The organism is Streptomyces sp. NPDC001492 (assembly GCF_053597275.1).
In genome coordinates this window covers 1-23,972 of record NZ_JBSFHW010000036.1, presented here as the reverse complement: position 1 = coordinate 23,972, position 23,972 = coordinate 1, and the positions used below count along the sequence as shown (strand labels likewise).

At 67.7% G+C, this 23,972-nt stretch carries 22 protein-coding genes; 12 read left to right on the top strand and 10 right to left on the bottom strand.

The window, feature by feature from the left end; genetic code table 11:
* The first annotated feature begins 27 nt into the window (after positions 1–27).
* Positions 28–933 (top strand): LysR family transcriptional regulator, encoded by a 906-nt coding sequence (locus ACWC1K_RS35575; RefSeq protein WP_450837054.1) that lies wholly within the window; start codon positions 28–30, stop codon positions 931–933.
* Between the two features lie 88 nt (positions 934–1,021).
* On the top strand, positions 1,022–1,504 hold the full coding sequence (locus ACWC1K_RS35570; protein WP_450837053.1) for an NUDIX domain-containing protein: 483 nt from the start codon (positions 1,022–1,024) through the stop codon (positions 1,502–1,504).
* 12 nt (positions 1,505–1,516) lie between these two features.
* Here ACWC1K_RS35570 and ACWC1K_RS35565 read toward each other — a convergent pair whose 3' ends face one another.
* Both ACWC1K_RS35565 and ACWC1K_RS35560 read right to left on the bottom strand, forming a co-directional pair.
* Positions 1,517–3,019: a globin domain-containing protein gene (locus ACWC1K_RS35565; protein ID WP_450837052.1), complete on the bottom strand. Its 1,503-nt coding sequence runs from the start codon at positions 3,017–3,019 to the stop codon at positions 1,517–1,519.
* Positions 3,020–3,430: 411 nt separating this feature from the next.
* A complete protein-coding gene (locus ACWC1K_RS35560; protein ID WP_450837051.1) occupies positions 3,431–4,063 on the bottom strand; it encodes an HAD family hydrolase in 633 nt (210 codons plus the stop codon).
* A gap of 196 nt (positions 4,064–4,259) precedes the next feature.
* Here ACWC1K_RS35560 and ACWC1K_RS35555 point away from each other — a divergent pair, with 196 nt between their 5' ends.
* Together ACWC1K_RS35555 and ACWC1K_RS35550 are read left to right on the top strand one after the other, a co-directional pair.
* A complete protein-coding gene (locus tag ACWC1K_RS35555) occupies positions 4,260–5,126 on the top strand; it encodes a GNAT family N-acetyltransferase (RefSeq protein ID WP_450837050.1) in 867 nt (288 codons plus the stop codon).
* Between the two features lie 36 nt (positions 5,127–5,162).
* On the top strand, positions 5,163–5,615 hold the full coding sequence (locus ACWC1K_RS35550; protein WP_450837049.1) for an N-acetyltransferase family protein: 453 nt from the start codon (positions 5,163–5,165) through the stop codon (positions 5,613–5,615).
* Between the two features lie 58 nt (positions 5,616–5,673).
* Here ACWC1K_RS35550 and ACWC1K_RS35545 read toward each other — a convergent pair whose 3' ends face one another.
* Both ACWC1K_RS35545 and dnaB read right to left on the bottom strand, forming a co-directional pair.
* Positions 5,674–7,059 (bottom strand): serine hydrolase domain-containing protein, encoded by a 1,386-nt coding sequence (locus tag ACWC1K_RS35545; protein WP_450837048.1) that lies wholly within the window; start codon positions 7,057–7,059, stop codon positions 5,674–5,676.
* 67 nt (positions 7,060–7,126) lie between these two features.
* Complete coding sequence (dnaB, locus tag ACWC1K_RS35540) at positions 7,127–8,605, bottom strand: replicative DNA helicase (RefSeq protein ID WP_450837047.1); 1,479 nt, start codon at positions 8,603–8,605, stop codon at positions 7,127–7,129.
* A gap of 461 nt (positions 8,606–9,066) precedes the next feature.
* Between dnaB and ACWC1K_RS35535 the strand changes: the two genes are divergently transcribed.
* Positions 9,067–10,404, top strand: a complete 1,338-nt coding sequence (locus ACWC1K_RS35535) for an MATE family efflux transporter (protein WP_450837046.1) — start codon at positions 9,067–9,069, stop codon at positions 10,402–10,404.
* A gap of 132 nt (positions 10,405–10,536) precedes the next feature.
* Here ACWC1K_RS35535 and rplI read toward each other — a convergent pair whose 3' ends face one another.
* The 4 genes from rplI to rpsF all read right to left on the bottom strand — a co-directional run bounded on the left by rplI (position 10,537) and on the right by rpsF (position 12,261).
* Entirely contained in the window at positions 10,537–10,983 is a 447-nt protein-coding gene (gene rplI / locus ACWC1K_RS35530) for a 50S ribosomal protein L9 (protein WP_030938854.1), read from the bottom strand.
* Positions 10,984–11,001: 18 nt separating this feature from the next.
* Entirely contained in the window at positions 11,002–11,238 is a 237-nt protein-coding gene (gene rpsR, locus ACWC1K_RS35525; protein WP_003949403.1) for a 30S ribosomal protein S18, read from the bottom strand.
* A 57-nt stretch (positions 11,239–11,295) separates the two neighbouring features.
* Positions 11,296–11,889 (bottom strand): single-stranded DNA-binding protein, encoded by a 594-nt coding sequence (locus tag ACWC1K_RS35520; protein WP_450837045.1) that lies wholly within the window; start codon positions 11,887–11,889, stop codon positions 11,296–11,298.
* Between the two features lie 81 nt (positions 11,890–11,970).
* Positions 11,971–12,261, bottom strand: a complete 291-nt coding sequence (gene rpsF, locus ACWC1K_RS35515; RefSeq protein WP_007383258.1) for a 30S ribosomal protein S6 — start codon at positions 12,259–12,261, stop codon at positions 11,971–11,973.
* A gap of 286 nt (positions 12,262–12,547) precedes the next feature.
* Between rpsF and ACWC1K_RS35510 the strand changes: the two genes are divergently transcribed.
* The 3 genes from ACWC1K_RS35510 (at position 12,548) to ACWC1K_RS35500 (ending at position 15,293) form a co-directional block, all read left to right on the top strand.
* The gene (locus ACWC1K_RS35510) at positions 12,548–12,862 is read left to right on the top strand and encodes a hypothetical protein (protein WP_398954356.1); all 315 of its coding nucleotides are present in this window, start codon (positions 12,548–12,550) and stop codon (positions 12,860–12,862) included.
* A 179-nt stretch (positions 12,863–13,041) separates the two neighbouring features.
* The gene (gene femX, locus ACWC1K_RS35505) at positions 13,042–14,163 is read left to right on the top strand and encodes a peptidoglycan bridge formation glycyltransferase FemX (protein WP_115907084.1); all 1,122 of its coding nucleotides are present in this window, start codon (positions 13,042–13,044) and stop codon (positions 14,161–14,163) included.
* Positions 14,164–14,261: 98 nt separating this feature from the next.
* Positions 14,262–15,293: an alanine racemase gene (locus ACWC1K_RS35500; RefSeq protein WP_450837044.1), complete on the top strand. Its 1,032-nt coding sequence runs from the start codon at positions 14,262–14,264 to the stop codon at positions 15,291–15,293.
* 111 nt (positions 15,294–15,404) lie between these two features.
* Here ACWC1K_RS35500 and ACWC1K_RS35495 read toward each other — a convergent pair whose 3' ends face one another.
* Both ACWC1K_RS35495 and ACWC1K_RS35490 read right to left on the bottom strand, forming a co-directional pair.
* Positions 15,405–16,913, bottom strand: a complete 1,509-nt coding sequence (locus ACWC1K_RS35495) for a glycosyltransferase family 87 protein (RefSeq protein WP_450837043.1) — start codon at positions 16,911–16,913, stop codon at positions 15,405–15,407.
* A 131-nt stretch (positions 16,914–17,044) separates the two neighbouring features.
* A complete protein-coding gene (locus ACWC1K_RS35490; RefSeq protein WP_450837042.1) occupies positions 17,045–19,711 on the bottom strand; it encodes a transglycosylase domain-containing protein in 2,667 nt (888 codons plus the stop codon).
* A 352-nt stretch (positions 19,712–20,063) separates the two neighbouring features.
* Here ACWC1K_RS35490 and ACWC1K_RS35485 point away from each other — a divergent pair, with 352 nt between their 5' ends.
* From ACWC1K_RS35485 to ACWC1K_RS35470, 4 genes are all read left to right on the top strand, one after another.
* Entirely contained in the window at positions 20,064–20,747 is a 684-nt protein-coding gene (locus ACWC1K_RS35485) for a helix-turn-helix transcriptional regulator (RefSeq protein ID WP_099930059.1), read from the top strand.
* A gap of 44 nt (positions 20,748–20,791) precedes the next feature.
* Positions 20,792–21,874, top strand: coding sequence for an inositol-3-phosphate synthase (locus tag ACWC1K_RS35480; protein ID WP_450837041.1), 1,083 nt, complete (start codon positions 20,792–20,794; stop codon positions 21,872–21,874).
* A gap of 86 nt (positions 21,875–21,960) precedes the next feature.
* The gene (locus ACWC1K_RS35475; protein ID WP_450837040.1) at positions 21,961–23,223 is read left to right on the top strand and encodes an MFS transporter; all 1,263 of its coding nucleotides are present in this window, start codon (positions 21,961–21,963) and stop codon (positions 23,221–23,223) included.
* A 123-nt stretch (positions 23,224–23,346) separates the two neighbouring features.
* On the top strand, positions 23,347–23,856 hold the full coding sequence (locus ACWC1K_RS35470) for an LppU/SCO3897 family protein (RefSeq protein WP_450837039.1): 510 nt from the start codon (positions 23,347–23,349) through the stop codon (positions 23,854–23,856).
* The last annotated feature ends 116 nt before the right edge of the window (positions 23,857–23,972 follow it).

The following is a 23,972-nucleotide window of genomic DNA, read 5'->3' as shown; positions in this document are numbered from 1 at the left end:
AGGGCAGGGAACTGGGGAGGGCGAACCATGGATCTGGCCTTGCTGCGCACTTTCGTGACCGTGCACCGGGCCGGCTCCTTCACCCGCGCCGCCGCGCTGCTCGGCCTGTCGCAGCCGGCCGTGACCTCGCAGATCCGCACGCTGGAGCGGCAGTTGGGCCGCCCCCTGTTCCTGCGGCAGGCGCGCGGAGTGACCCCGACGACCATCGGCGACGAACTCGCGCACAAGGCCGCTCCGCATCTCGACGCCCTCGTGGAGATCGCCGAGACCGGCCTCGACGACGAGTCCTCCTTACGGACCCTGCATCTCGCCGGTCCTCCCGAGTTCACTGCGGAACGGGCGCTGCCCGCCCTCACGGAGCTGACCGGTGAGGACGGCCAGGGCTTCGCGCTGCGCGCTTCCTTCGGGAACGCCGAGGAAGTCCTGGAGGGACTCGCCGCCGGACATCACGATCTGGCCATCTGTACGGCCCGCCCCCGCGGTGCCCTGCTCACGGCGACTCCACTCTGCGACGAAGAGCACGTCCTTGTCGCCACCCCGGCGCGGGCCCAGCAGATAGGCACCGGCAAGCCGCGCCGCAAGGGAGCGCCCGCCCTGGAGGACGTCCCCGTGATCGAGGTGCACGAGTCGCTGCCCTTCGTCTCCCGCTACTGGGCCTCCGTCTTCGACTCCCGTCCCGCAGCGCCGGGCACCGTCATCGTTCCCGACCTGCGCGCGGTCCTGGCCTGCGCCGTCGCCGGCGCGGGGCTCGCGGTGCTGCCCCGCTATCTGTGCGGAGACGCCCTGGAGCGCGGTGAGATCGTGGCCCTCCACGAGCCCGCGGTACCTCCGCTGCGCACCTACTTCCTGGTGGTCCGCACCGGCACCCTCGCCATGCCGCACATCGCGCGGGCTCACGAATGGCTGCTGCGAGCGGCAGCCGACTGGTGCTGACCAGCACTTTTCCGGCCGTCACGGGGTGAGCTCGGCCGGTCACGACCCGCGATGTTTCACGTGGAACCAACCGGGCCACATTTCTCCCATGACCGTCCGACCCGTGGTCAAGCGCACCGCACGTGCCGTTCTGCTGGACGGCGATAATCTGATCCTGATCAAGCGCACCAAGCCCGGTGTCGATCCCTACTGGGTCACTCCCGGTGGCGGCGTCGAGCCCGGAGACCCGACCGTCGTCGACGCTCTGCACCGTGAGGTGTACGAGGAGCTCGGCGCCAAGATCACCGACGTGGTGCCCTGCTTCGTGGACACCGTGGAACACATCGGCGAGGACAGCGGCGCGACCGGCGTGAAGGTGCAGCACTTCTTCGTGTGCCGGCTGGAGTCGATGGACACCTCCCTGCGGCATGGCCCCGAGGTGGACGAGCCCGCCGGCGAGTACGAGATCGTGCGGGTGCCGTTCACCCGCGTCGGGATCGCCTCCGTGCATCTCGTACCGCTGTCCCTGCGGCACTACCTGGATGGGAACATCGAGGGCGTACGCGCCATGCACGCGCCCGACCTGGGCTGATCCGGCGCCGGATCAGTCTGCGGTGGTGACGAGCTCCTCCACCGAGTCGTGCCGTATTCGCTCCGAGGGGATGCCGATGTTCCTCAGTGCGTCCACCCCGCTGCGGATCATTCCGGGCGGGCCCGAGAGATAGGCGTCGAACTCGTTCCACGGCCCGTACTCACGTATGGCGTCCGGGAGCTGAAGGTGGGCCTGCTGGTCGATGACCGCGCGGACCGAGAGCCAGGGGTGGGACTGCTGGAGCCTGAGCATCGTGTCGATGTCGTAGAGGTCGTGGTCGGTGCGGGCGCCGTAGAACACCTCGACCGTCCGCCGTTCGCCGTGCTCGGCGACGTCCTCCACCAGTGCCTTGATGGGTGCTATGCCGGTGCCGCCGCCCAGGCACAGCAGTCCGCTGTCGGTGGTGTGGTCGACGGTCATCGAACCGGCCGGCGGGCCGAGACGGATGATGTCGCCGGGGCGGGCGCGGTGCACCAGGGCGTTGGAGACCCAGCCCGTGGGGACGGCCTTCACATGGAACGTCAGCAGCCCGTCGGAACGGGGTGCCGAGGCGAAGGAGTAGTGCCGCCAGATCCGCGGCCACCACGGCGTCTCCACGCTCGTGTACTGCCCGGCCAGGAACGGGTAGGGCTGGTCGGGACGGACCGTGACGACCGCCACGTCCGGGGTCCTGAGGTCGTGCGCGACGATCTCGGCGTACCACCAGGCCGGGGCACGCAGTTCGTCCGCGGCCGCCGCGTCGATCATGACCTGCGAGATGGTCGTGTACGCCCGCACCCAGGCCGCCTCCATCTCGGCGTCCCAGATACCGGAGGCGTATCTGCTCAACGCGCCGATGAGGCACTCGCCGACGGCCGGGTAGTGCTCGGCCCTGGTGCCGTACTTGCGGTGGTCACGGCCGAGGTTCCGCAGATACGCGACGAGGACCTCGGTGTTGTCGATGTGCTCGGCCGCGGTGAGCAGCGCCTTGAGCAGCCGGTCCCGCTGGGTGTCCATCGCGGCCGGGAACAGCGACCGCAGATCGGGGTGCCTGACGAAGAGCAGCGCGTAGAAGTACGAGGTGACCTTGTCGGCGATCGGCGCCACCTCGGCCATGGTCCGGCGGACGAGGAGAGCATCCGGTGACGCGCTCTCGGCGCCGGCTCGCGCCGCAGGCTCCTGGATCTGCGCCGCGGGCGCGGTGGAGCGCTGGGTGGGGACTCGCAGTTCGGCGGCAGGTGCCTCGGAGGGAGAGGGCTCCGCCTGAGGGGGCTGTGCGGCTGAGGGCCGCGGGGCAGCAGCGGCCGGATCGGGTTCGGCGGGAGGCGCTGGCTGCGGAACGTCCTGCCGCGGCTGGTCCTTGTCCGTGTCCGCCGTGGTCCTGCCCATCGGGCGCATCGCGGCGAGGCGGCTGCCTTCAGCCGCTTCACGCTCGCTGTCCGGAGTCGTGGCCGGCTGCTTGCGCGGTGCGAACCAGCCGTCGCTCCCGCCGCCGGAAGTGCCGTTGTCGGCCGACGCGGTGGTCGGAGCGTCCATGGTGTGCCTCGCCTCGAACATCTCTCGGTCGGTCTGCGCACTTCCTCGGTCGGAAGGTGCTTTTCCCCCGCAGACGGCTTGCTTTCTCCGTTTCATGCCGCGGCCAACGCGGCCACATTCAACCTGGATTCACGTTCTGTACGGACAAGTAGGGCGAGAGTGTGACATTGACCGCAGTGCACTCACCGCAGCATCCCATCCCGCAAGGACACTCCCGCCGCATAACGGCAAATGCGGGTCTTCGATCTCTCCGTCCCGTTACGCTGCATCGCCCTGTCCTCGGTTCGCACAGGATGTGCACGCCTCGTCCCGCAACGAACCGGAGTCGACCATACCGGCCGACGCTCCGATCACAAGTCCCCCCTTCCTCCGCCACGAATGAGAGGGCGGGCGAACCGGCAATTCCCTCAATTACCGGGCGGGACGCACCAATTCATAGGCTTCCCACAGATCCCCGCCCATGTACGAGTGTGTCGCCAGACCGGACAGATGCCGGTCCGCATTGACCGCCACCGAGACCGGCACCGCGGCGAACAGATCCATGTCCGACAGCGAGTCGCCATAGGCAATGCAGTCCTCCCGGGCCACGCCGAACTCCCCGCACAGTCGGTCGGCGATCTCGACCTTGGCCGCGGCAGTGAGAACTCCGGACGGGTCGAGGGGATCGGTGAACGGCACGGCAGGAAAGCGGGACCCGAACGTCGCGTGCGCGCCCCATCCGATGAGCCGCTCCACGAAGAAGGATGGCGAGAGCGATACGACAGCACAGTAGTCACCCACCTGCCGAATCTCCTCCCAGACCTCCCGGATGCGCTCCAGCCATGGGGCAGCTTCGAAGGCGACCGACACATGCACCTCGGTGAGTTCCGCCCAGAGCTCGTACACCTGCGCCGCATATTCCGGTGGCCCTATCAGCCCCGCCGAGATCGCCTGATCGAGCGCTACCGTCTCGGCTTCCAGCCCCAGCTGCCGTGAGATCTCCACGGGCGCCGTCGTGCCCTGCAGCAGCGTGCCGTCGAGATCGAAGAGATGAAGTCTCGCCATGGGACCCGAGGCTAACGGGGCACGTGGTGGACTCCCCGAGTGAGACCACGTGACGCTCGGCGTTCGCCCGTGTTTCACGTGAAACACGCAACTGCTGTCGGCGCCCTGTGCACTTGCCCACGACATGGCCAAAAGCTCCTGCTTCTCACCGCAAAGAAGTGGACGCCGAGGGCAGCCGTCGGACAGCCTGACCTGCGTGCCGACTCCTTCTCTTCCCGCTCTTGCCGTCCGCCGTCTGACGCTTCGCGATCTCACCGCCTGCGCCGACCTGTCCGAAGACCGGGGGTGGCCGCGCGAGGAGCACAAGTGGGGTCTCCTCCTCACAGCCGGGAAGGGATACGGCATCGACGACCCCGACGGCGGCCTCGTCAGCGCCTGTGTCGTCACCGCGTACGGGCCGCAGGACAACCCCTCTCTCGGGGCCATCGGCATGGTCCTGGTCGCCGAACGGCATGCCCGCCGAGGCATCGGACGCCACCTGATGAGGCACATCGTCTCGGCCATGGGCACCACCCCGCTGACGCTGCACGCCACCCCGAACGGCCGTCCGCTCTACGAGGAACTCGGGTTCAAGGTCACCGGCCGTGCCGAGATGATGCGCGGGCATTTCACGCCCTCAGGGCCGGAGCCCGAGGTGGTCACACGTGCGGCCACCGCCGAGGATCTCCCCGCGATTCTCCGGCTCGACGAGGAGGTGTTCGGCGCCGACCGCACACCCGTCATCACACGGCTGCCCGCCTTCGCCGACCGACTGCACGTCGCCGAGGAGGACGGCCGGCTCATCGGCTACGCGGCCGCCTGGCCCAATATGGACACCCATGTCGTGGGCCCGCTGATCGCCAGGGACACGGAGACGGCAAAGGCGCTCGTCGCCTCTCTCGCCGCGCACAGCGACCGCCCCCTGCGCACCGACATCGACGTACGGCACGAAGAGTTGCTGGCGTGGGCGAAGGAGCGGGGACTGGAGTCCGTCGCTTCCAACGCGGTCATGACGTACGGAATCACGGAACTGCCCGGCGACTGGACCAGGCGATTCGCTCCGCTGACCGTGGCTGCGGGCTGAGCCCCCTCCAAGACACCGGTACATAAGGTACGAGGCATGGGAGATCTTGAAATACGGCCCGCCACGGCGGACGACGTGCCCGCGATCGTCGCGATGCTCGCCGACGACCCTTTGGGCGCCCAGCGCGAGTCACCGGACGATCCGACCCCGTACCTGGCCGCGCTGGAACGTCTTGCGTCCGATCCGAACCAGCACCTTGTCGTCGCCGTTCGTGAGGGCCGTGTCGTCGGCACACTCCAGCTCACGGTCATTCCCGGTCTGTCGCGACGCGGCGCCGTCAGATCGATCATCGAAGCGGTCCGCATCCATGCCGATGAGCGCGGCAGCGGCCTCGGCACACAGCTCATCGAGTGGGCGATCGAAGAATCCCGGCGACAGGGCTGCCAGTTGGTCCAGCTGACCTCCGACAACACCCGCACCGACGCCCACCGCTTCTACGAGCGACTCGGCTTCACGGCCTCACACGTGGGCTTCAAGCTCCCCCTGTGAGGCCGTGACACGAAGGGGCGTGTTTCACGTGAAACAGCGCACCTCCTGAGCCTTGCCTCTAGCCGATCCCCCGCCACCCGTCCGGATCGACCCCACCGGGGACGGAAGCCTCCTCGTCGTACGGCTGACGCGTGAACACGAACGACCCGAGGTCCAGATGACTCAGGGTCCCGTCCGGGCGCCGTACGGCCGTCAGGAGCTCTCCGGCGTAGTAGCCCTCGAGTCCGGTCCACGTGCCGTCGCCGTTCGCCCTGAAGCGTGAGCGGCGGCCGCTTCCCGACAGCGGCTCCAGCGATACACCCCCCGCTGCCGTCAGCCGCAGGGCGAACGCATGCGTTCCCCAGTACCACGGTCCCGCCAACTCCAGCACCGCTGCGTCGACTTCCGGCAGCGGCCGCCAGGGTTCCGGAATACGGGGCTCGGCCTCCGAGACGATCCGCACGAGGTCGGCTCCGACAGTGGACAGCAGAGGACCGGACGTACAGTTGGCCAGGACCACAGAAGCGATGTCGTCCTCGACGCTGAGGGTGAGGTTGGCCAGAAACCCCGGCAGCGACCCGGAGTGCCCCACCAGCAGCCGGCCGTCCCGGCGCTGGATCTGCAGTCCCAGACCATAGGTGACCCCGTCCACGACATCCGCCGCTTCGGCCGGCGCCGCGGGCGTCCGCATCTCCTTCACGGTCTCGGCGCTCAGCACCCGCTCGTCACCCCGTGCCAGGAAAGCGGCGAAGCGCGCCAAGTCACCCGTGGTGGACCAGAGTTGACCAGCGGGGGCCATCCGCCCCAGGTCCTCGGCAGGTTCGGGCAGCATGGCATCGGCCCAGGGGTGCACGGCCCAGCCACCCGCGTGGGGCGCCTGAGGGTGACCACTCGTACGGTCGAGGCCCAGAGGTTCGAGCACTTCACGCCGAAGTACCTCCTCCCACGAGGCTGCACGCACCTTCTCGACCAGCGCCCCCAGCAGGGTGTAGCCGGGGTTGGAGTAATGGAAGCGGCGGCCCACCGGATGCAGGAGAGGCTGCTCTCCCAGGACGTCCGAGAGTTCGGGGCGCAGGGACCCCGCGGTGCGCTCCCACCACGGCGCGGGCGACTCCGCCGCCAACCCGCTCGTATGGGCGAGAAGATCGGCGATGGTGGCCTCCCCCGCACCTGTTCCCGGCAGATGCTTCTCCAGCGGGTCACCGAGATCGAGCAGGCCCTCATCCCGCAGACGAAGCACCAGAACCGCGGTGAAGGTCTTGGTGATCGAACCGATGCGGTACTGCACGGTCTCGTCCGGACCATGCCCGTCCACCGAGGTCCGCGCGCCGTGCCACACGGGCCGCCCGCCCCTCACGACCGCCGCGACCAGCGACGGCGCACGTCCTTCGGACTGCGCCACTGCGATCCGGTGCAGCAGTGCCCGACGCGTACCCGGGAGCAGCTCTTCCTGAGGTGTTGTCATGGGCCCAGTCCATCCCGCGGGACACCCGGGCGTCGAGTTCATTTGTCCGGGACGGGGATCCGCCGGATCAGGTCTGCGCCATGTCCACGAACCGCGAGTAGTGGCCCTGGAAGGCGACCGTGATCGTCGCCGTCGGACCGTTACGGTGCTTGGCCACGATCAGGTCGGCCTCGCCCGCACGCGGCGACTCCTTCTCGTAGGCGTCCTCGCGGTGCAGCAGGATGACCATGTCGGCGTCCTGCTCGATGGAGCCGGACTCACGCAGGTCGGAGACCATCGGTTTCTTGTCCGTGCGCTGCTCGGGGCCACGGTTCAGCTGGGACAGCGCGATGACCGGAATCTCCAGCTCCTTGGCGAGGAGCTTGAGGTTACGGGACATGTCCGAGACCTCCTGCTGGCGGTTCTCGGCACGCTTCGACCCGCCCGACTGCATCAGCTGGAGGTAGTCGATGACGACCAGTCTGATGTCATTGCGCTGCTTGAGGCGGCGGCACTTGGCACGGATCTCCATCATCGACAGGTTCGGAGAGTCGTCGATGAACAGCGGCGCGGCCGAGACGTCCGGCATCCGGCGGGCCAGTCGTGTCCAGTCCTCGTCGGTCATCGTGCCGGAGCGCATGTGGTGCAGGGCGACACGGGCCTCGGCGGACAGCAGACGCATCGCGATCTCGTTGCGGCCCATTTCGAGCGAGAAGATGACGCTCGGCAGGTTGTGCTTGATCGACGCTGCCCGGGCGAAGTCCAGCGCGAGCGTGGACTTGCCCATCGCGGGACGGGCGGCAATGACGATCATCTGGCCGGGGTGCAGGCCGTTGGTGAGCGAGTCGAAGTCGGTGAAGCCCGTGGGCACTCCGGTCATCTCGCCGCTGCGGGAGCCGATCGCCTCGATCTCGTCGAGTGCGCCCTCCATGATGTCGCCGAGCGGCAGGTAGTCCTCACTGGTGCGCTGCTCGGTGACCGCATAGATCTCGGCCTGGGCGCGGTTGACGATCTCGTCGACGTCGTCGTCGGCCGCGTATCCCATCTGGGTGATGCGGGTGCCCGCCTCGACCAGACGGCGCAGGACCGCGCGTTCGTGGACGATCTCCGCGTAGTACTCGGCGTTGGCCGCAGTCGGCACGGTCTGCACGAGGGTGTGCAGATACGATGCGCCACCGACCTTGTTGATCTCGCCGCGCTTGGTGAGTTCGGCGGCGATCGTGATGGGGTCGGCCGGCTCGCCCTTGGCATAGACGTCGAGGATCGCCTGGAAGATCGTCTCGTGTGCCGGCTTGTAGAAGTCGTGGCCCTTGAGAATCTCCACGACGTCGGCGATGGCGTCCTTGGACAGGAGCATGCCGCCGAGGACGGACTGCTCGGCATCGAGATCCTGGGGCGGAACTCGCTCGAAGGACGTAGCTCCGCCGTCCCATTCGCCGCTGTCCCGGCCACGGTCGTGCTGCTCGTCACGGCCCCTGCCCCCGTCGCCGCGTCGACGGGAGGCAGGCAGGCGATCGCTTGGACCGCTGTCGGCCCAGGGATCGTCCAAGGGCTCGGAAATACTCACCGAGCCACCTCCTCCCGTCCGCCGGCGGGCGGACCTAGCCGTGCCCTCTTTTCTACGGCACGGCACTGACAAATGAGAGGCCCAACTCCGTTTACTGCACGTCGGTTTTGGGCTGGTTTCCCTGCCGACAAACGGAGCGGGCGCCGGACCACGGTAGGCCCGCGGGCAGCGTCAGCCAATCTGGTTATCCACAGGCCATGTGGACGACGGCCCGGATGCTGTGGAGAACTCCGCAAAACCTGTGCACGACACGGTGGACAGCCCTGTGAACAAGCAGCCGCCACTTCCACTCCGACCACTCTGACCTGCACTTTTCCCATCCACTGGCTGTGCAGAAGAAAAACTTTCCCACTCGAGCCAAGATCGCTTCGAACGGCGCACGAAAGACCATGCGACCCAAGGAGTGGTAAGGGTCACTAAACCTTTGCATCTCTTACCTGTGGACGATTAGATTGGTGCTCATGACACAGGCTGCCGCGCCCACCCAGGTCACCCGGCGACAGCACGATCGAGAGATCGTCGCGCTGGCCGTCCCGGCCTTCGGTGCACTCGTCGCCGAGCCCCTCTTCGTCATGGCCGACAGTGCGATCGTCGGCCACCTCGGTACGGCGCAGCTCGCCGGCCTGGGTGTCGCCTCGGCCCTCCTCACCACAGCGGTCAGCGTCTTCGTCTTCCTCGCCTACGCGACCACCGCGGCCGTCGCCCGGAGGGTCGGCGCCGACGACCTCCAGGCCGCAATCCGGCAAGGCATGGACGGCATCTGGCTGGCGCTTCTGCTCGGCGCCGCCGTCATTGCCATCGTGCTGCCCGCGGCACCGGCCCTTGTGGAACTCTTCGGCGCCTCGGCCGGCGCGGCCCCCTATGCGACCACCTACCTGCGGATCTCGTCTCTCGGCATCCCGGCCATGCTCGTCGTACTCGCCGCAACCGGTGTGCTGCGCGGGTTGCAGGACACCAAGACACCACTCCGCGTCGCCATCGCCGGCTTCGTCGCCAACGGCGCCCTCAACGCGGCCCTCGTCTACGGCGCTGGCCTCGGCATCGCCGGCTCCGCATGGGGAACGGTCATCGCGCAGTGCGGCATGGCCGCCGTCTACCTCACCGTGGTCGTCCGCGGAGCCCGCAGACACGGCGCCTCGCTGCGTCCCGAGGCAGCGGGGATACGGGCCTCCGCACAAGCCGGGGTTCCCCTCCTGGTCCGCACACTGTCACTGCGAGCGATCCTGATGATCGCCACAGCCGTCGCCGCCCGACTCGGCGACGCCGACATCGCCGCACACCAGATCATCCTGTCCCTCTGGAGTCTGCTCGCCTTCGCCCTCGACGCCATCGCCATCGCCGGTCAGGCCATCATCGGACGCCATCTCGGCGCCGAGGACGGCCGGGGTGCTCGCGATGCCTGCCGCCGCATGGTGCAGTGGGGAGTCGCGGTAGGTGTCGTCCTCGGTGTCCTGGTAGTGGTCGCTCGGCCGGTGTTCCTGCCGCTGTTCACCAGCGACGCCGTGGTGAAGGACGCCGCGTTGCCCGCCCTGCTCGTGGTGGCTCTCTCCCAGCCGATCTGCGGCGTTGTCTTTGTCCTAGACGGCGTCCTGATGGGAGCCGGTGACGGCCCCTATCTGGCCTGGGCCATGGTGCTCACCCTTGCTGTCTTCGCCCCTTTTGCGTTGCTGGTGCCAGTACTCGGCGGCGGCCTGACCGCGCTGTGGGCCGCGATGACGCTGATGATGACGGTGCGCATGCTGACTCTTTGGCTGCGGACCCGTTCGGGCCGCTGGATCGTCACAGGCGCCACCCGCTGACGTGTTTCACGTGAAACCGGCGTTTCACGTGAAACACGGTCGGTCCCGCCCCTCGAACCCGAGCACGAAGAAGGGGCGGCACCCTACATGGGTGCCGCCCCTTCTCTCAGCTGTTCAAGCCGAGCGCGGCGATCAGGCCGCGACAACCTCGATGTTGACCTTGGCGGCAACCTCGGGGTGCAGACGCACCGACGTCTCGTGAGCGCCCAGCGTCTTGATCGGCGCGCCCAGCTCGATGCGGCGCTTGTCGACCTCGGGGCCACCGGAGGCCTTGATCGCCGAGGCGATGTCGGCCGGGGTGACGGAACCGAAGAGACGACCGGCGTCGCCCGAGCGGACGGCCAGACGGACCTTGACGCCCTCGAGCTGGGCCTTCACCTGGTTGGCCTGCTCGATGGTCTGGATCTCGTGGATCTTGCGAGCACGACGGATCTGCTCGACGTCCTTCTCGCCACCCTTGGTCCAACGGATGGCGAACTTCCGCGGGATGAGGTAGTTGCGAGCGTAACCGTCCTTGACGTCGACGACGTCGCCCGCGGCGCCGAGGCCGGAGACCTCGTGGGTGAGGATGATCTTCATGTTTCGGTCACCCTTCCCTTATCGCGCAGTGGAGGTGTAGGGCAGCAGCGCCATCTCACGGCTGTTCTTGACGGCCGTGGCGACGTCACGCTGGTGCTGCGTGCAGTTGCCGGTCACGCGGCGGGCACGGATCTTGCCGCGGTCGGAAATGAACTTCCGCAGCATGTTCGTGTCCTTGTAGTCCACGTACGTGACCTTGTCCTTGCAGAAAGCGCAGACCTTCTTCTTAGGCTTGCGCACAGGCGGCTTCGCCATGGTGTTTCTCCTGTGTGATCAAGAAGTGTGGGTACGACCCACCCTCGGCCCGAAGGCCTAGAAGGGGGGCTCGTCCGAGTAGCCGCCGCCGGCGCCGCCGCCGGAGTTTCCACCCCAGCCGCCACCGCCGCCGCCCTGGTTGCCACCGGCGGGAGCGCCGGTCGCCCACGGGTCGTCGGCAGGAGCGCCGCCGCCCTGCTGGCCGCCGCCGGAGTTTCCACCCCAGCCGCCGCCACCCTGGCCGCCACCGCCGCCGTAACCACCCTGGCCACCGCGGCCGGCACCGCCGGCGGTCTTGGTGACCTTGGCCGTGGCATTCCGCAGGCTGGCGCCGACTTCCTCGACGTCCAGCTCGTAGACCGTGCGCTTGACGCCCTCACGGTCCTCGTAGGACCGCTGCTTCAGCCGGCCCTGCACGATGACGCGCATGCCTCGCTGGAGCGACTCGGCGACGTTCTCCGCCGCCTGACGCCAGACCGAGCAGGTCAGGAAGAGGCTTTCGCCGTCCTTCCACTCGTTCGTCTGACGGTCGAAGGTGCGGGGGGTGGACGCGACACGGAACTTCGCGACCGCCGCACCGGAAGGGGTGAAGCGCAGCTCGGGGTCGTCGACAAGATTGCCGACGACCGTGATGACGGTCTCGCCTGCCATGGGGGAACCTCTCGGCGGGTTTGCTGCTGGCTGCTTTGTGGTGCTGCTACTCGAATCCCGAGATCAGCTGAGCGGGAGAGCTCAGTGGGTCTCGGGGCGGAGGACCTTGGTCCGGAGGACCGACTCGTTCAGGTTCAGCTGGCGGTCGAGCTCCTTGACGACCGCAGGCTCGGCCTGCAGGTCGATGACCGAGTAGATGCCCTCGGGCTTCTTCTTGATCTCGTACGAGAGACGACGACGGCCCCAGGTGTCGACCTTCTCGACCTTGCCGTTGCCCTCACGGACGACGGAGAGGAAGTTCTCGATCAGGGGGGCGACAGCGCGCTCCTCCAGATCGGGGTCGAGGATGACCATCACCTCGTAGTGACGCATGTGGAACCCACCTCCTTTGGACTCAGCGGCCACGGTCGTTCCGTGGCAGGAGGGTCGTGATGCGTACGCAACGGTATCGGCCGCCACTGACAATCAGGGGTCGTCGAGCGACATCCCCGGTCTGGCCTGGACGGTTCCCTGGCTCTGCCTGGGCAGACACCGGTGCAGACGCTACAGACTACCTGCACACCCGCTTCCGGTTGAAATCCGGCCGCGTGGACCGTCAATCTGTACACATCGGGTGTGCATGGCGCTACGATGCGCCGTCTTCCGCAGGAGGTGCCCTATGGCACAGGCATTGCGACCCAACACCGTCGGAGGCCTTTTCGCCACGGACGGAAAACCCCACCCCCTCCAGGACACGCTGCTCGCGGTGACCCTGGTCGTCGGCGTGACGGCGTTCGTGACGGGCTTCTTCCACAACCTGCACCTGCTCAGCTCCTGGGCCGGCCTGGTGGGGATCCTCACCGGCGCGTACGGCCAGTGGATCTCGGAGACGACCCGCGAGCGCTTCGGACTCATCCTGGGTCTGGGGGCCGCGGCAGTCGGCTTCTTCCTCGGCATGGCGCACGGCGGTCTCTTCGGTGGGGTCATCGGCTGAAGCCAGGGACACCGGCTCTCCAACCCCAGACAAAGCACCACTGAACGCCCCGGCGGCCAACAAGCCGGGGCGCAGGTTCCGTACGCCCAGTCGGGGCGCTCGCAAGGCGCAGTAGGCTTCGGCGCGAGAGCCGGAGCCCCTGTACCCATGGGGACACACCAGCCCGAGGAGCGCCCCGAATGAGCCTGACCCTGAGGACGATCAGCCGCGAGCAGCATCTGGCGTACATCCAGAGCCTGCCCTCGGCGAGCCACATGCAGGTTCCGGCCTGGGCCGACGTCAAGGCGGAGTGGCGCTCCGAGAGCCTCGGCTGGTTCGACGAGCGCACCGGCGAGATGGTCGGTGCGGGCCTCGTCCTCTACCGCCAACTGCCCAAGATCAAGCGCTACTTGGCCTATCTGCCCGAGGGTCCGGTCATCAACTGGTTCGCTCCGAATCTGACCGAGTGGCTGGAACCGATGCTCGCGCACCTCAAGCAGCAGGGCGCCTTCTCCGTGAAGATGGGCCCGCCGGTGATCATCCGGCGCTGGGAGGCGGGCTCGATCAAGCAGGGCATCCAGAGCCCGGACGTGAAGCGGCTGCGTGACATCGAGGCCGACTTCATCGAGCCGCGCGCCTTCGAGGTCGCCGACAAGCTGCGCCGCATGGGCTGGCAGCAGGGCGAGGACGGCGGGGCCGGCTTCGGTGACGTACAGCCCCGCTATGTCTTCCAGGTGCCGCTGGCGAACCGCTCCCTGGAGGAGGTCCACAAGAACTTCAACCAGCTGTGGCGCCGCAACATCAAGAAGGCCGAGAAGGCCGGCGTCGAGGTTGTCCAGGGCGGCTACCAGGACCTCGAGGAATGGCAGCGGCTGTACGAGATCACGGCCGTGCGTGACCATTTCCGGCCGCGCCCGCTGTCGTACTTCCAGCGCATGTGGACGGCCCTCAACACCGAGGACCCCAACCGCATGCGGCTGTACTTCGCCCGGCACAACGGCGTGAACCTGTCGGCGGCGACGATGCTGATCGTCGGCGGGCACGTCTGGTACTCCTACGGCGCCTCCGACAACATCGGCCGTGAGGTCCGTCCCTCGAACGCGATGCAGTGGCGGATGCTGCGTGACGCATACGCTCTCGGCGCGACCGTCTACGACCTGCGCGGTATCTCCGACTCCCTGGACGAGACCGACCACCTCTTCGGCCTGATCCAGTTCAAGGTGGGCACGGGCGGCCAGGCCGCCGAGTACCTCGGCGAGTGGGACTTCCCGCTCAACAAGCTGCTCCACAAGGCGCTCGACATCTACATGTCGCGCCGCTGAGCCCCATCGGCCCCGGCCGTTTGCTTCGATAAGCCCGACAGCTTCGTTCACTTCCACACCGCTGATACATAGCCACGAGAAAGGTCCCAGGTCCGGCCATGGCGCTCACGCTCTACGTCGACACCGCGCGCTGGCGGGCGCACCACAAGCACGTGCAGGAGCAGTTTCCGGGGCTCGTCCCGGTCTGCAAGGGCAACGGCTACGGCTTCGGGCACGAGCGGCTGGCGGAGGAGGCCACACGGCTGGGCTCGGACATCCTCGCCGTCGGCACGACGTACGAGGCCGCGCGCATCAAGGACTTCTTCGGTGGCGACCTGCTGGTGCTGACGCCGTACCGGCGCGGCGAGGAGCCCGTCCCGCTGCCCGACCGGGTCATCCGCTCGGTGTCGTCGGTGGACGGCGTGTACGGCCTCGTGGGAGCCCGTGTGGTCATCGAGGTGATGTCCTCGATGAAGCGGCACGGCATCAGCGCGCAGGACCTGCCGCAGCTGCACGCCGCCATTGAGAACGTCCGCCTCGAGGGCTTCGCCATCCACCTGCCGCTGGACCGCACGGACGGCTCCGACGCCGTCGAGGAGGTCATCGGCTGGATGGACCACCTGCGTGCCGCCCGCCTGCCCCTGCACACGATGTTCGTCAGCCACCTCAAGGCGGACGAACTCCACCGGTTGCAGCAGCAGTTCCCGCAGACACGCTTCCGCGCCCGTATCGGCACCCGGCTGTGGCTGGGGGACCACGAGGCCACCGAGTACCGTGGCGCGGTCCTGGACGTCACGCGGGTCGCCAAGGGGGACCGTTTCGGCTACCGGCAGCAGAAGGCCGCCTCCGACGGCTTCCTGGTGGTCGTGGCGGGCGGCACATCGCACGGGGTGGGTCTGGAAGCCCCGAAGGCGCTGCACGGCGTCATGCCGCGTGCCAAGGGCGTCGCCCGGGCCGGCCTCGCCACGGTGAACCGGAACCTTTCTCCGTTCGTGTGGGGCGGCAAGCAGCGCTGGTTCGCGGAGCCGCCGCACATGCAGGTCTCCATCCTGTTCGTGCCGGCGGACGCACCGGAACCGAAGGTGGGCGAGGAGCTGGTTGCCCATCTGCGCCACACCACCACGCAGTTCGACCGCCTCGTCGACCGCTGAGCGAAGAGCGTCAGCCAACCGAAAGGCCGTACACGGAGCTCCGTGTACGGCCTTTTCGCACGTCGAGTGAGGCGGCTCCATGGGTCGCCACCCTCCCCGACAACTGTTCGCTCAGAGCGAACTGTCCGTGGAAGATGCTGTTCCACGGCTGCCCCACTCCACCTGTGGTGGGTCGAAGTGGGCGGCGTGCCGCGGCGGATGGGCCGCAGCGCCGAGAGCGAAGACGTCCTCCGCGCCGTCGAGCACACCCCCTGACGGGTCGTCGTCACCGGCCCGGCGCACGGGATCCCGCTCCGGCATGAGGATGTCCCGCACGATCACGCCGCACAGGTAGAGCGTCCCCATCAGGTGCACGCCGATGGCCCAGTGGTAGCCGTCCTGCGGCAGGCCCTTGTGAGCATCTCCGCTGGTCGTGTACGCGAGGTACAGCCAGATACCCAGGAAGTACACGACCTCGCACGCCTGCCAGATCAGGAAGTCCCGCCACTTCGGCCGGGCCAGCACGGCGAGCGGAACCAGCCACAGGACGTACTGCGGGGAGTAGACCTTGTTGGTGAGGATGAACGCCGCGACGATCAGGAAAGCGAGCTGGGCGAAGCGCGGGCGACGCGGAGCGGTCATGGTGAGCACGGCAAGACCCACGAAACACAGCACCACCAGGGCCAGTGCCAGATTGTTGACGGTGTCGGTGCTGAGCGGGTCGGTCGAGTTCTGAGCCATGATCAGCCAGAACGACCCGAAGTCCACACCCCGGTCATGGCTGAACCTGTAGAACTGCGACCAGCCGTCCCAGGCGAAGCGCATCACCGGCAGGTTCACAGCGAGCCAGGCGACGACTGTTCCCGCCAGGGCCTTGCCGAAGTCCCGCCACTTTCCCGCACGCCAGCACAGCAGGAACAGCGGGCCCAGCAGGAACACGGGATACAGCTTGGCTGCCGTGGCAAGGCCCAGGAGGACGCCGAACGCCAGTGAGCGGCTCCGGGACCACATCAGCATCGCCGCGGCCGTCAGAGCGACGGCCAGCAGGTCCCAGTTGATGGTGGCGGTCAACGCGAAGGCGGGCGCCAGGGCGACCAGCAGGCCGTCCCAGGGGCGTCTGGCGTGCGTACGGGCCACGCAGACCGCGATGACGGCCGCGCACACCATCAGCATCCCGGCGTTGACCATCCAGTACCACTGCTCCTGGTCCTGGATGCTGCCGCTGCCCGGCGTGAGCCAGGAGGCGACCTCCATGAACACGCCGGTCAGCACGGGGTACTCGAGATACGGCATGTCGCCGGACAGCTTGTCGAAGTACGGCACCAGCCCATCGGCGAAACCGCGTCCCTGATAAAGATGCGGAATGTCCGAGTAGCACGCCTTGGTGTACTGCGAGCTGGCGCCGAAGAACCAGGCGCCGTTGTAGCAGGGAGCCTTCTGGATCAGCCCGAGGGCGAACATGCCGATCGCCACGAGCGCGACCACCCGCACGGGAGTCCACCAGGACGTCCCGAGCAGCGCGCGCCGCCCGAGGGGGCCGCCGATCAGCTCGCTTCCGGACGCGGCGACCTCGTCCTCCTTGGTCGGCCGCACCGGGTCCTGCTCGTGCACGCTCGCTTGCGTCGATTCTGCGCTGGCCATGCCGCACATCCTGCCGTAAGTGTCTGGGAATACGCCGAGGGCCGCCGCAACCACTCAGGTGCGGCGGCCCTTGTTTCACGTGAAACATCGGCATGTTTCACGTGAAACGCCCGTGTCGGGTGCTGCGACGACTAGCCGGCCGGGCCTCCAAACAGCCCTCCGTTGCCGTTGCCTCTGCTGTTACCGGTCCCGGATGTGTCCGTGGCCGTCGGCGATGAGGTCACGCCCCCGTCGGTGCCGCCGGTGTCCGTACCGCCGGTGTCCGTGCACTGCCAGCCGAACTTGCACGACTCGCTCGCCGAGGGCGACGGGCTCGTCAAGGTCTCACTGGGTGTCGGGCTCGGCGAGGGACTCGTAAGGGTCGCACTGGGCGTCGGAACGGCCGTCGGACTGGGCGCGGCGTTGACGATCGTGCCGATCGGCTCCGGCGTCGGGAAGTCCTTCACCGGCGCGCCCTTCAGCGCCTCCGCCATGTAGTCGTGCCAGATTTCGGCCGGGAACGAGGCACCGTGGATCTTCTTCTGACCGCCCGTTCCATACATCTCCAGGAAGGTGCGGTTCTTCTCCGACTCGTCGTCGTTGTAGCGGAACATCGTGATCGACGTGGACAGCTGCGGGGTGTAGCCGACGAACCAGGCGGACTTGTTGCCGTCGGTGGTACCCGTCTTGCCGGCCACCTGCCGTCCGGGCAGTTGGGCTGCGGTACCCGTGCCCTTATCGACCACGGTCTTCAGCACGTCGGTGACGTTGTCGGCGACCTTGGGTGTGAAGGCCTCGTTGGGCTTGTCCTCGTGGGTGTAGATCGTGCCGTCCTTGCTCTCGACCTTCGTGACGGAGAACGGATCACGTTGCTCGCCGCTGGCCGCGAAGGTGGCGTACGCACCTGCCATGCGGATCGCACTCGGGTCGGAGATACCGATCGAGAAGGACGGGTAGCTGGTACCGGCCAGGCTGTTCTCCTTGAGGCCGGCGTCCATGGCCGCCGCCTTCACCTTGTCCAGCCCGACGTCCATTCCGAGCTGCACATAGGCGGAGTTCACCGACTCCCGCATCGCCTCACGCAGGTCGATCTGGTACTTGGGCGGACTGCCGTACGACTCGTTGCCGTCGTTGGTCTGCAGCCACTCCTCGCCCTTCTCGTTCTTCCAGACCGTCTTGTCGTAGTCCTCGATCTTGAGCTTGTTCTTGCCGCTGTACAGGCTCTTCGGGGAGACGGGGGTGCGCTCGTCCTGCGCCTGCTCCGGGCCAAGGCTCTTGTCCCGCACACCCCACTTCATCGCCGCCGCCAGCACGAACGGCTTGAACGTCGAACCGACCTGGGCGCCGGTGACGTCGGCGTTGTTGGTGAAGTGCTTGGTCGCGTCCTCACCGCCGTAGATAGCCTTGATGGCACCGGTCGTCGGATCCACGGAAGCGCCACCGAACTGGACGTGTGTGTCCGTCTTGGGGCGTTCCTTGGGCTTGATGTTGGCCTTCTGGACGTTCTTGACCGAGGCCTCGAGCTCCTTGACCTTCTTCTTGTCGAAGGTCGTGTAGATCGAGTAGCCGCCCCGCTGCAGGTCGTTGGCGGTGATGTTGGTGTTGTTGATCAGATACGCCTTCGCCAGGTCCACGAGGTAGCCGACCTGGCCGGCGAGCTGGGTGTTCGACCGCGGGTTCTTCACCTTGGGGAGCGTGGTGTACTTCGCTCGGGTCGCCGCGTCCAGGTGGTGGTACTGGACCATCTTGTCGAGGGTGTTCTGCATCTGGCGCAGCGCACGCCTGCTGTTGGCCTCCGGGGTGGCCGCCTGGTCGATGGAGGTGGCGCCCGCCGGGTCGTAGTACGTGGCGCCCTTGAGCATCGCCGCCAGGAACGCGCACTCGCCCGGGTTCAGCTGGACGGAGTCCTTGTTGAAGTACGCGCGGGCGGCCGCCTGGATGCCGTAGGCGTTGCGACCGTAATACGCAGAGTTCAGGTAACCCTGCATGATCTTGTCCTTCGAGACGGTGGCGCCCACCTTTATCGAGATGAAGATCTCCTTGAACTTACGCGTGATCGTCTGGGACTGGTCGTCCAACCGCGCGTTCTTGACGTACTGCTGGGTGATGGTGGAGCCACCCTGCGTCTCACCGCCCCGGGCCATGTTGAACACGGCGCGGGCGATGCCCTTGGGGTCGATGCCGCTGTCGGTGTAGAAGGTCTTGTTCTCCTGCGAGACGACGGCGTACTGCATCGCCTTGGGGATCTGCGAGAGGTTGACGATCTGGCGGTTCGTCTCACCGCCCGTGGCGACCATCTCGCTCTTGTCGGACCAGTAGAAGACGTTGTTCTGCGCCGTCGCCGTGTCGGCCTCATTCGGGACGCTCACCATGGCGTACCCGATGCCCGCCACGGCCACCAGGCTTCCGAGGAACCCGATGAACAGGCCCGCCACCAGTTTCCAGGACGGCACCCAGCGCGCCACGCCGTACTTGCCCGCGCGCGGATAGTCGATCAGGCGCTTCCTGCCGGGATCGGGTGCTCGCCCTCTGCCCCGCCCGGGCCCGCCGGGCGGCGCGCCGCGTCGGCCTCCGCGGCCCGGCTCGGCCGCTCTGCGGCGGCCGCCTCCAGCTCTCTGTGCCGCGCGGCGGGCTTCGGCGCGGCCGCCGTACGACCGCTCCTCGTCAGTCGACCCCTGGCCCAGTCCGTAATCGGCCGGGGACCCGGTTGCGCCTCGCGGTGCCGCACGGCGGCCGGAGGACGAGCCGGGCTGGCCGCGTCGGGCCGCGGCACGTCCGCCTCCCTGCGGCGGCGGCGGTTTGCGACGGTGCTCGCTCATCGAACGACTACTCCTCGGGCAGGCGCACCTTTGCGCGCCTGGAAACGGCGGCTGGTTTCCGGTCCCCCCGAAGTACGGATGTGGTCGATCCCGCATTCACCCGTACTGCGCCGGGTGCCGTGACATCCCCTGGCGTCACTCGGCTCCCGGTGGATTGCATGCCGCACAGACTACGCACCGCCAAAACCCACTGAGCCCCAGAGTTCACCCCAAATCAGGCAACTTGCCTCGGATGAATAAGTGATGTGATCCCGTTCACCGTCTCCCCACTTGTCCCATCCGGAAGGCCGTTCTATCGTCGTGATGTATCGAGTCGATACATCGGTGCGAGATAAGGCAGGGAGGCGAGCGGATGAGCCGGCGTTCCGGGATCCTTGAGTTCGCCGTACTCGGCCTGCTCCGCGAGTCCCCGATGCACGGCTATGAACTGCGGAAACGACTCAATACGTCACTGGGCGTGTTCCGTGCGTTCAGCTACGGAACGCTCTACCCCTGCCTCAAGACGCTGGTCGCCAACGGCTGGTTGATCGAAGAGCCGGGACACACCCCCGAGGACGCCCTCGCGGCACCGCTCGCCGGGCGTCGCGCCAAGATCGTCTACCGGTTGACGGCGGAAGGTAAGGAGCACTTCGAGGAGCTGCTCTCACAGACGGGCCCCGACGCGTACGAGGACGAGCACTTCGCCGCCCGTTTCGCCTTCTTCGGGCAGACGTCACGCGACGTGCGCATGCGCGTGCTGGAGGGCCGCCGCAGCCGGCTGGAGGAGCGCCTGGAGAAGATGCGCGCCTCCCTGGCGCGCACCCGGGAGCGCCTCGACGACTACACGCTTGAGCTCCAGCGCCACGGGATGGAGTCCGTGGAGCGCGAAGTGCGCTGGCTGAACGAGCTCATCGAGAGCGAGCGGGCCGGACGGGACCTGAAGGGTCCCGCCTCCGGGGGGTCCGCTCAGCAGAACAACACATCTGGAGCGCCGGGCGTCCTGCCCCGTCCCGGGGACACCCCTGGGACGGATACGCCCGACGACACCGCCACGTGAGAGTCCAGTCAGGGCCTCACTCGTACACACAGGGAGCAACCGGAATGGGTTCGGTTCGCGTAGCCATCGTCGGTGTGGGCAACTGCGCCGCGTCACTGGTTCAGGGAGTCGAGTACTACAAGGACGCCGACCCGGCGTCCAAGGTCCCCGGCCTGATGCATGTCCAGTTCGGCGAGTACCACGTCCGTGACGTCGAGTTCGTCGCCGCCTTCGACGTCGACGCGAAGAAGGTCGGCCTCGACCTCGCGGACGCCATCGGCGCCTCCGAGAACAACACCATCAAGATCTGCGACGTGCCCACCTCCGGTGTCACCGTCCAGCGCGGCCACACCCTCGACGGTCTCGGCAAGTACTACCGCCAGACCATCGAGGAGTCGGACGCCGAGCCCGTCGACATCGTCCAGGTCCTCAAGGACAAGCAGGTCGACGTGCTCGTCTGCTACCTGCCCGTGGGCTCCGAGGACGCGGCGAAGTTCTACGCCCAGTGCGCCATCGACGCCAAGGTCGCCTTCGTCAACGCCCTTCCGGTCTTCATCGCCGGCACCAAGGAGTGGGCGGACAAGTTCACCGAGGCGGGCGTGCCGATCGTCGGTGACGACATCAAGTCTCAGGTCGGCGCCACCATCACGCACCGCGTCATGGCGAAGCTGTTCGAGGACCGGGGCGTCATCCTGGACCGCACGATGCAGCTGAACGTCGGCGGCAACATGGACTTCAAGAACATGCTCGAGCGCGAGCGCCTGGAGTCCAAGAAGATCTCCAAGACGCAGGCCGTCACCTCCCAGATCCCCGACCGGGACCTCGGCGAGAAGAACGTCCACATCGGCCCGTCCGACTACGTCGCCTGGCTCGACGACCGCAAGTGGGCCTACGTCCGCCTTGAGGGCCGCGCCTTCGGTGACGTCCCGCTGAACCTGGAGTACAAGCTGGAGGTCTGGGACTCCCCGAACTCCGCGGGTGTCATCATCGACGCCCTGCGCGCCGCGAAGATCGCCAAGGACCGCGGCATCGGCGGCCCGATCCTGTCGGCCTCCAGCTACTTCATGAAGTCCCCGCCGGTCCAGTACTTCGACGACGAGGCCCGCGAGAACGTCGAGAAGTTCATCAAGGGTGAGGTCGAGCGCTAAGCGCCGACACAACTGCTCCTGCCAGGGCGTCGAGGGTCCCCGGGTTGTCCGCCCGGGGACCCTCCCCGTATGTGAGGCTGTGCCCCGTGGCTGTCGTCCGTGACCTGCGCGCCCTCCTGCGCTTCGCGAACTTCCGGCGCCTGCTCGCCGTACGCCTGCTCTCCCAGGGCGCCGACGGCGTCTACCAGGTCGCACTCGCCGCCTACGTCGTCTTCTCGCCGGAGAAGCAGACCTCGGCCACCGCGATCGCCTCCGCCATGGCGGTCCTGCTGCTCCCGTACTCCCTGGTGGGCCCCTTCGCAGGCGTCCTGCTTGACCGCTGGCGCCGCCGCCAGGTCTTCCTCCACGGCAACCTGCTGCGCGCCCTGCTGGCTTCGGCGACAGCTCTCCTGATCCTCAGTCACGCCCCGGACTGGCTCTTCTACGTCTCCGCGCTCTGCGTGACCGCGGTCAACCGCTTCGTCCTCGCGGGACTGTCCGCCGCACTGCCGCGCGTCGTTGACGCCGAGCGGCTGGTGATGGCCAACTCCCTTTCCCCGACCGCCGGTACGCTCGCCGCGACCGTGGGCGGCGGTCTCGCCTTCGTCGTACGGCTGGTGGCGGCGGATTCCGATGCCGCCGTGGTCCTGCTGGGCGCCTTCCTGTACCTGTGCGCGGGGCTCGCGTCACTGCGCCTGGCACCGGAACTGCTCGGGCCGGACGCCGAGTTGGTGCAGCCGAGGCTGGCCGCGGCACTCACCGGCACGGCCCGCGACCTGACGGCGGGGGTACGACACCTCGCGGCACCGCCGCGCCGGGAGGCTGCCTGGGCACTGGTCACGATGACCCTGATGCGGTTCTGCTACGGCGCGCTGCTGGTCATGCTGCTGATGCTGTGCCGGTACACCTTCGCCTCGACCACCGACGACGGACTGCGCCTGCTGGGGCTGGCGTTGGGGACTTCCGCCGCTGGCTTCTTCGCGGCGGCCGTGGTGACGCCCTCGGCTGCGGGGCGCATCGGGCCGGGCCGCTGGATCGTGGTGTGCGCCACGGCGGCCGCCGTCCTGGAACCTGCCCTCGGTCTCCCGTTCGCCACCGCTCCGATGCTGGTCGCGACGTTCGTCCTCGGTCTCACCACCCAGGGCGCGAAGATCGCGACAGACACGCTCGTGCAGTCCTCCGTGGACGACGGCTTCCGGGGCCGGATCTTCTCCGTCTACGACGTGCTCTTCAATGTCGCCTTCGTCGGCGCCGCGGCGGTGGCCGCGCTGATGCTGCCGCCGGACGGCCGCTCCGTGCCACTGGTGATCACGGTCGCCGTTGTCTACGGGGTGGTTGCTGGGGCTATGGCCCGCTTTGAGCGTCGGTAAGTGTCACATCAAGGCCACAGAGCCCCTTCTGGTTACAGAAGTGTCAGTGGCAGCCGATAACTTACCGAGGTCTTACGCGGCTCTTATGCAGTCCGCTCACCAACTCTTCAGGGGGACCGTCAAGTGACCACTCCGCCCCAGGGTCAGAACCCGTTCGCCCAGGGCCAGCAGCCCTACGGCCAGCCCCAGGGCCAGGCACCGTACCCGCCTCAGGGCTCGGCACCTTATCCACCCCAGGGCGGGTACCCGCAGCAGCCGGGTCAACCTGGGTTTCCGCCCGCGGGGGCAGCGCCTTACGCGCCGGTTCCGCCGCAGCGGCCGAAGCGCGGCATCAAGCAGTACCTGCGCATCGGGGTCGTCATTGTCGCTCTCATAGCCGCGGGAGTCGGCTGGTTCGCGAGCCGCCACGACCCCGACACCGCCAAGGTCGGCGACTGCATGAGCATCAGCAACCCGGAGAGCACCACCGACCCGGGCCTCAAGGTCGTTGACTGCAGCAGCGCGAGCGCCAAGTACAAGGTCGCCCAGAAGAAGAGTGACGACTCCGGCTGCGACCGCACCAAGTACGCCCAGTACACGGAGACCGGCAGGAGTGACTTGACCCTCTGCCTCACGCCCTACTCCGCCAAGTAAGGGTTCACCCACACGCCGGGGGCGGTGTTTCACGTGAAACACCGCCCCACCGCGTCTCCCGGGTCATTTTTCCCAGGTCCTGTTCGTCGCCCTCGGCTGCCACGAGAATTTCCAGC

Bases quoted from the DNA above. Each gene is read 5' to 3' on its own strand.
- ACWC1K_RS35575 (WP_450837054.1), top strand. From the start codon at position 28: ATGGATCTGGCCTTGCTGCGCACTTTCGTGACCGTGCACCGGGCCGGC.
- ACWC1K_RS35570 (WP_450837053.1), top strand. From the start codon at position 1,022: ATGACCGTCCGACCCGTGGTCAAGCGCACCGCACGTGCCGTTCTGCTG.
- ACWC1K_RS35565 (WP_450837052.1), bottom strand. From the start codon at position 3,019: ATGGACGCTCCGACCACCGCGTCGGCCGACAACGGCACTTCCGGCGGC.
- ACWC1K_RS35560 (WP_450837051.1), bottom strand. From the start codon at position 4,063: ATGGCGAGACTTCATCTCTTCGATCTCGACGGCACGCTGCTGCAGGGC.
- ACWC1K_RS35550 (WP_450837049.1), top strand. From the start codon at position 5,163: ATGGGAGATCTTGAAATACGGCCCGCCACGGCGGACGACGTGCCCGCG.
- ACWC1K_RS35545 (WP_450837048.1), bottom strand. From the start codon at position 7,059: ATGACAACACCTCAGGAAGAGCTGCTCCCGGGTACGCGTCGGGCACTG.
- ACWC1K_RS35535 (WP_450837046.1), top strand. From the start codon at position 9,067: ATGACACAGGCTGCCGCGCCCACCCAGGTCACCCGGCGACAGCACGAT.
- rplI (WP_030938854.1), bottom strand. From the start codon at position 10,983: ATGAAGATCATCCTCACCCACGAGGTCTCCGGCCTCGGCGCCGCGGGC.
- rpsR (WP_003949403.1), bottom strand. From the start codon at position 11,238: ATGGCGAAGCCGCCTGTGCGCAAGCCTAAGAAGAAGGTCTGCGCTTTC.
- ACWC1K_RS35520 (WP_450837045.1), bottom strand. From the start codon at position 11,889: ATGGCAGGCGAGACCGTCATCACGGTCGTCGGCAATCTTGTCGACGAC.
- rpsF (WP_007383258.1), bottom strand. From the start codon at position 12,261: ATGCGTCACTACGAGGTGATGGTCATCCTCGACCCCGATCTGGAGGAG.
- ACWC1K_RS35510 (WP_398954356.1), top strand. From the start codon at position 12,548: ATGGCACAGGCATTGCGACCCAACACCGTCGGAGGCCTTTTCGCCACG.
- femX (WP_115907084.1), top strand. From the start codon at position 13,042: ATGAGCCTGACCCTGAGGACGATCAGCCGCGAGCAGCATCTGGCGTAC.
- ACWC1K_RS35500 (WP_450837044.1), top strand. From the start codon at position 14,262: ATGGCGCTCACGCTCTACGTCGACACCGCGCGCTGGCGGGCGCACCAC.
- ACWC1K_RS35495 (WP_450837043.1), bottom strand. From the start codon at position 16,913: ATGGCCAGCGCAGAATCGACGCAAGCGAGCGTGCACGAGCAGGACCCG.
- ACWC1K_RS35490 (WP_450837042.1), bottom strand. From the start codon at position 19,711: ATGAGCGAGCACCGTCGCAAACCGCCGCCGCCGCAGGGAGGCGGACGT.
- ACWC1K_RS35485 (WP_099930059.1), top strand. From the start codon at position 20,064: ATGAGCCGGCGTTCCGGGATCCTTGAGTTCGCCGTACTCGGCCTGCTC.
- ACWC1K_RS35480 (WP_450837041.1), top strand. From the start codon at position 20,792: ATGGGTTCGGTTCGCGTAGCCATCGTCGGTGTGGGCAACTGCGCCGCG.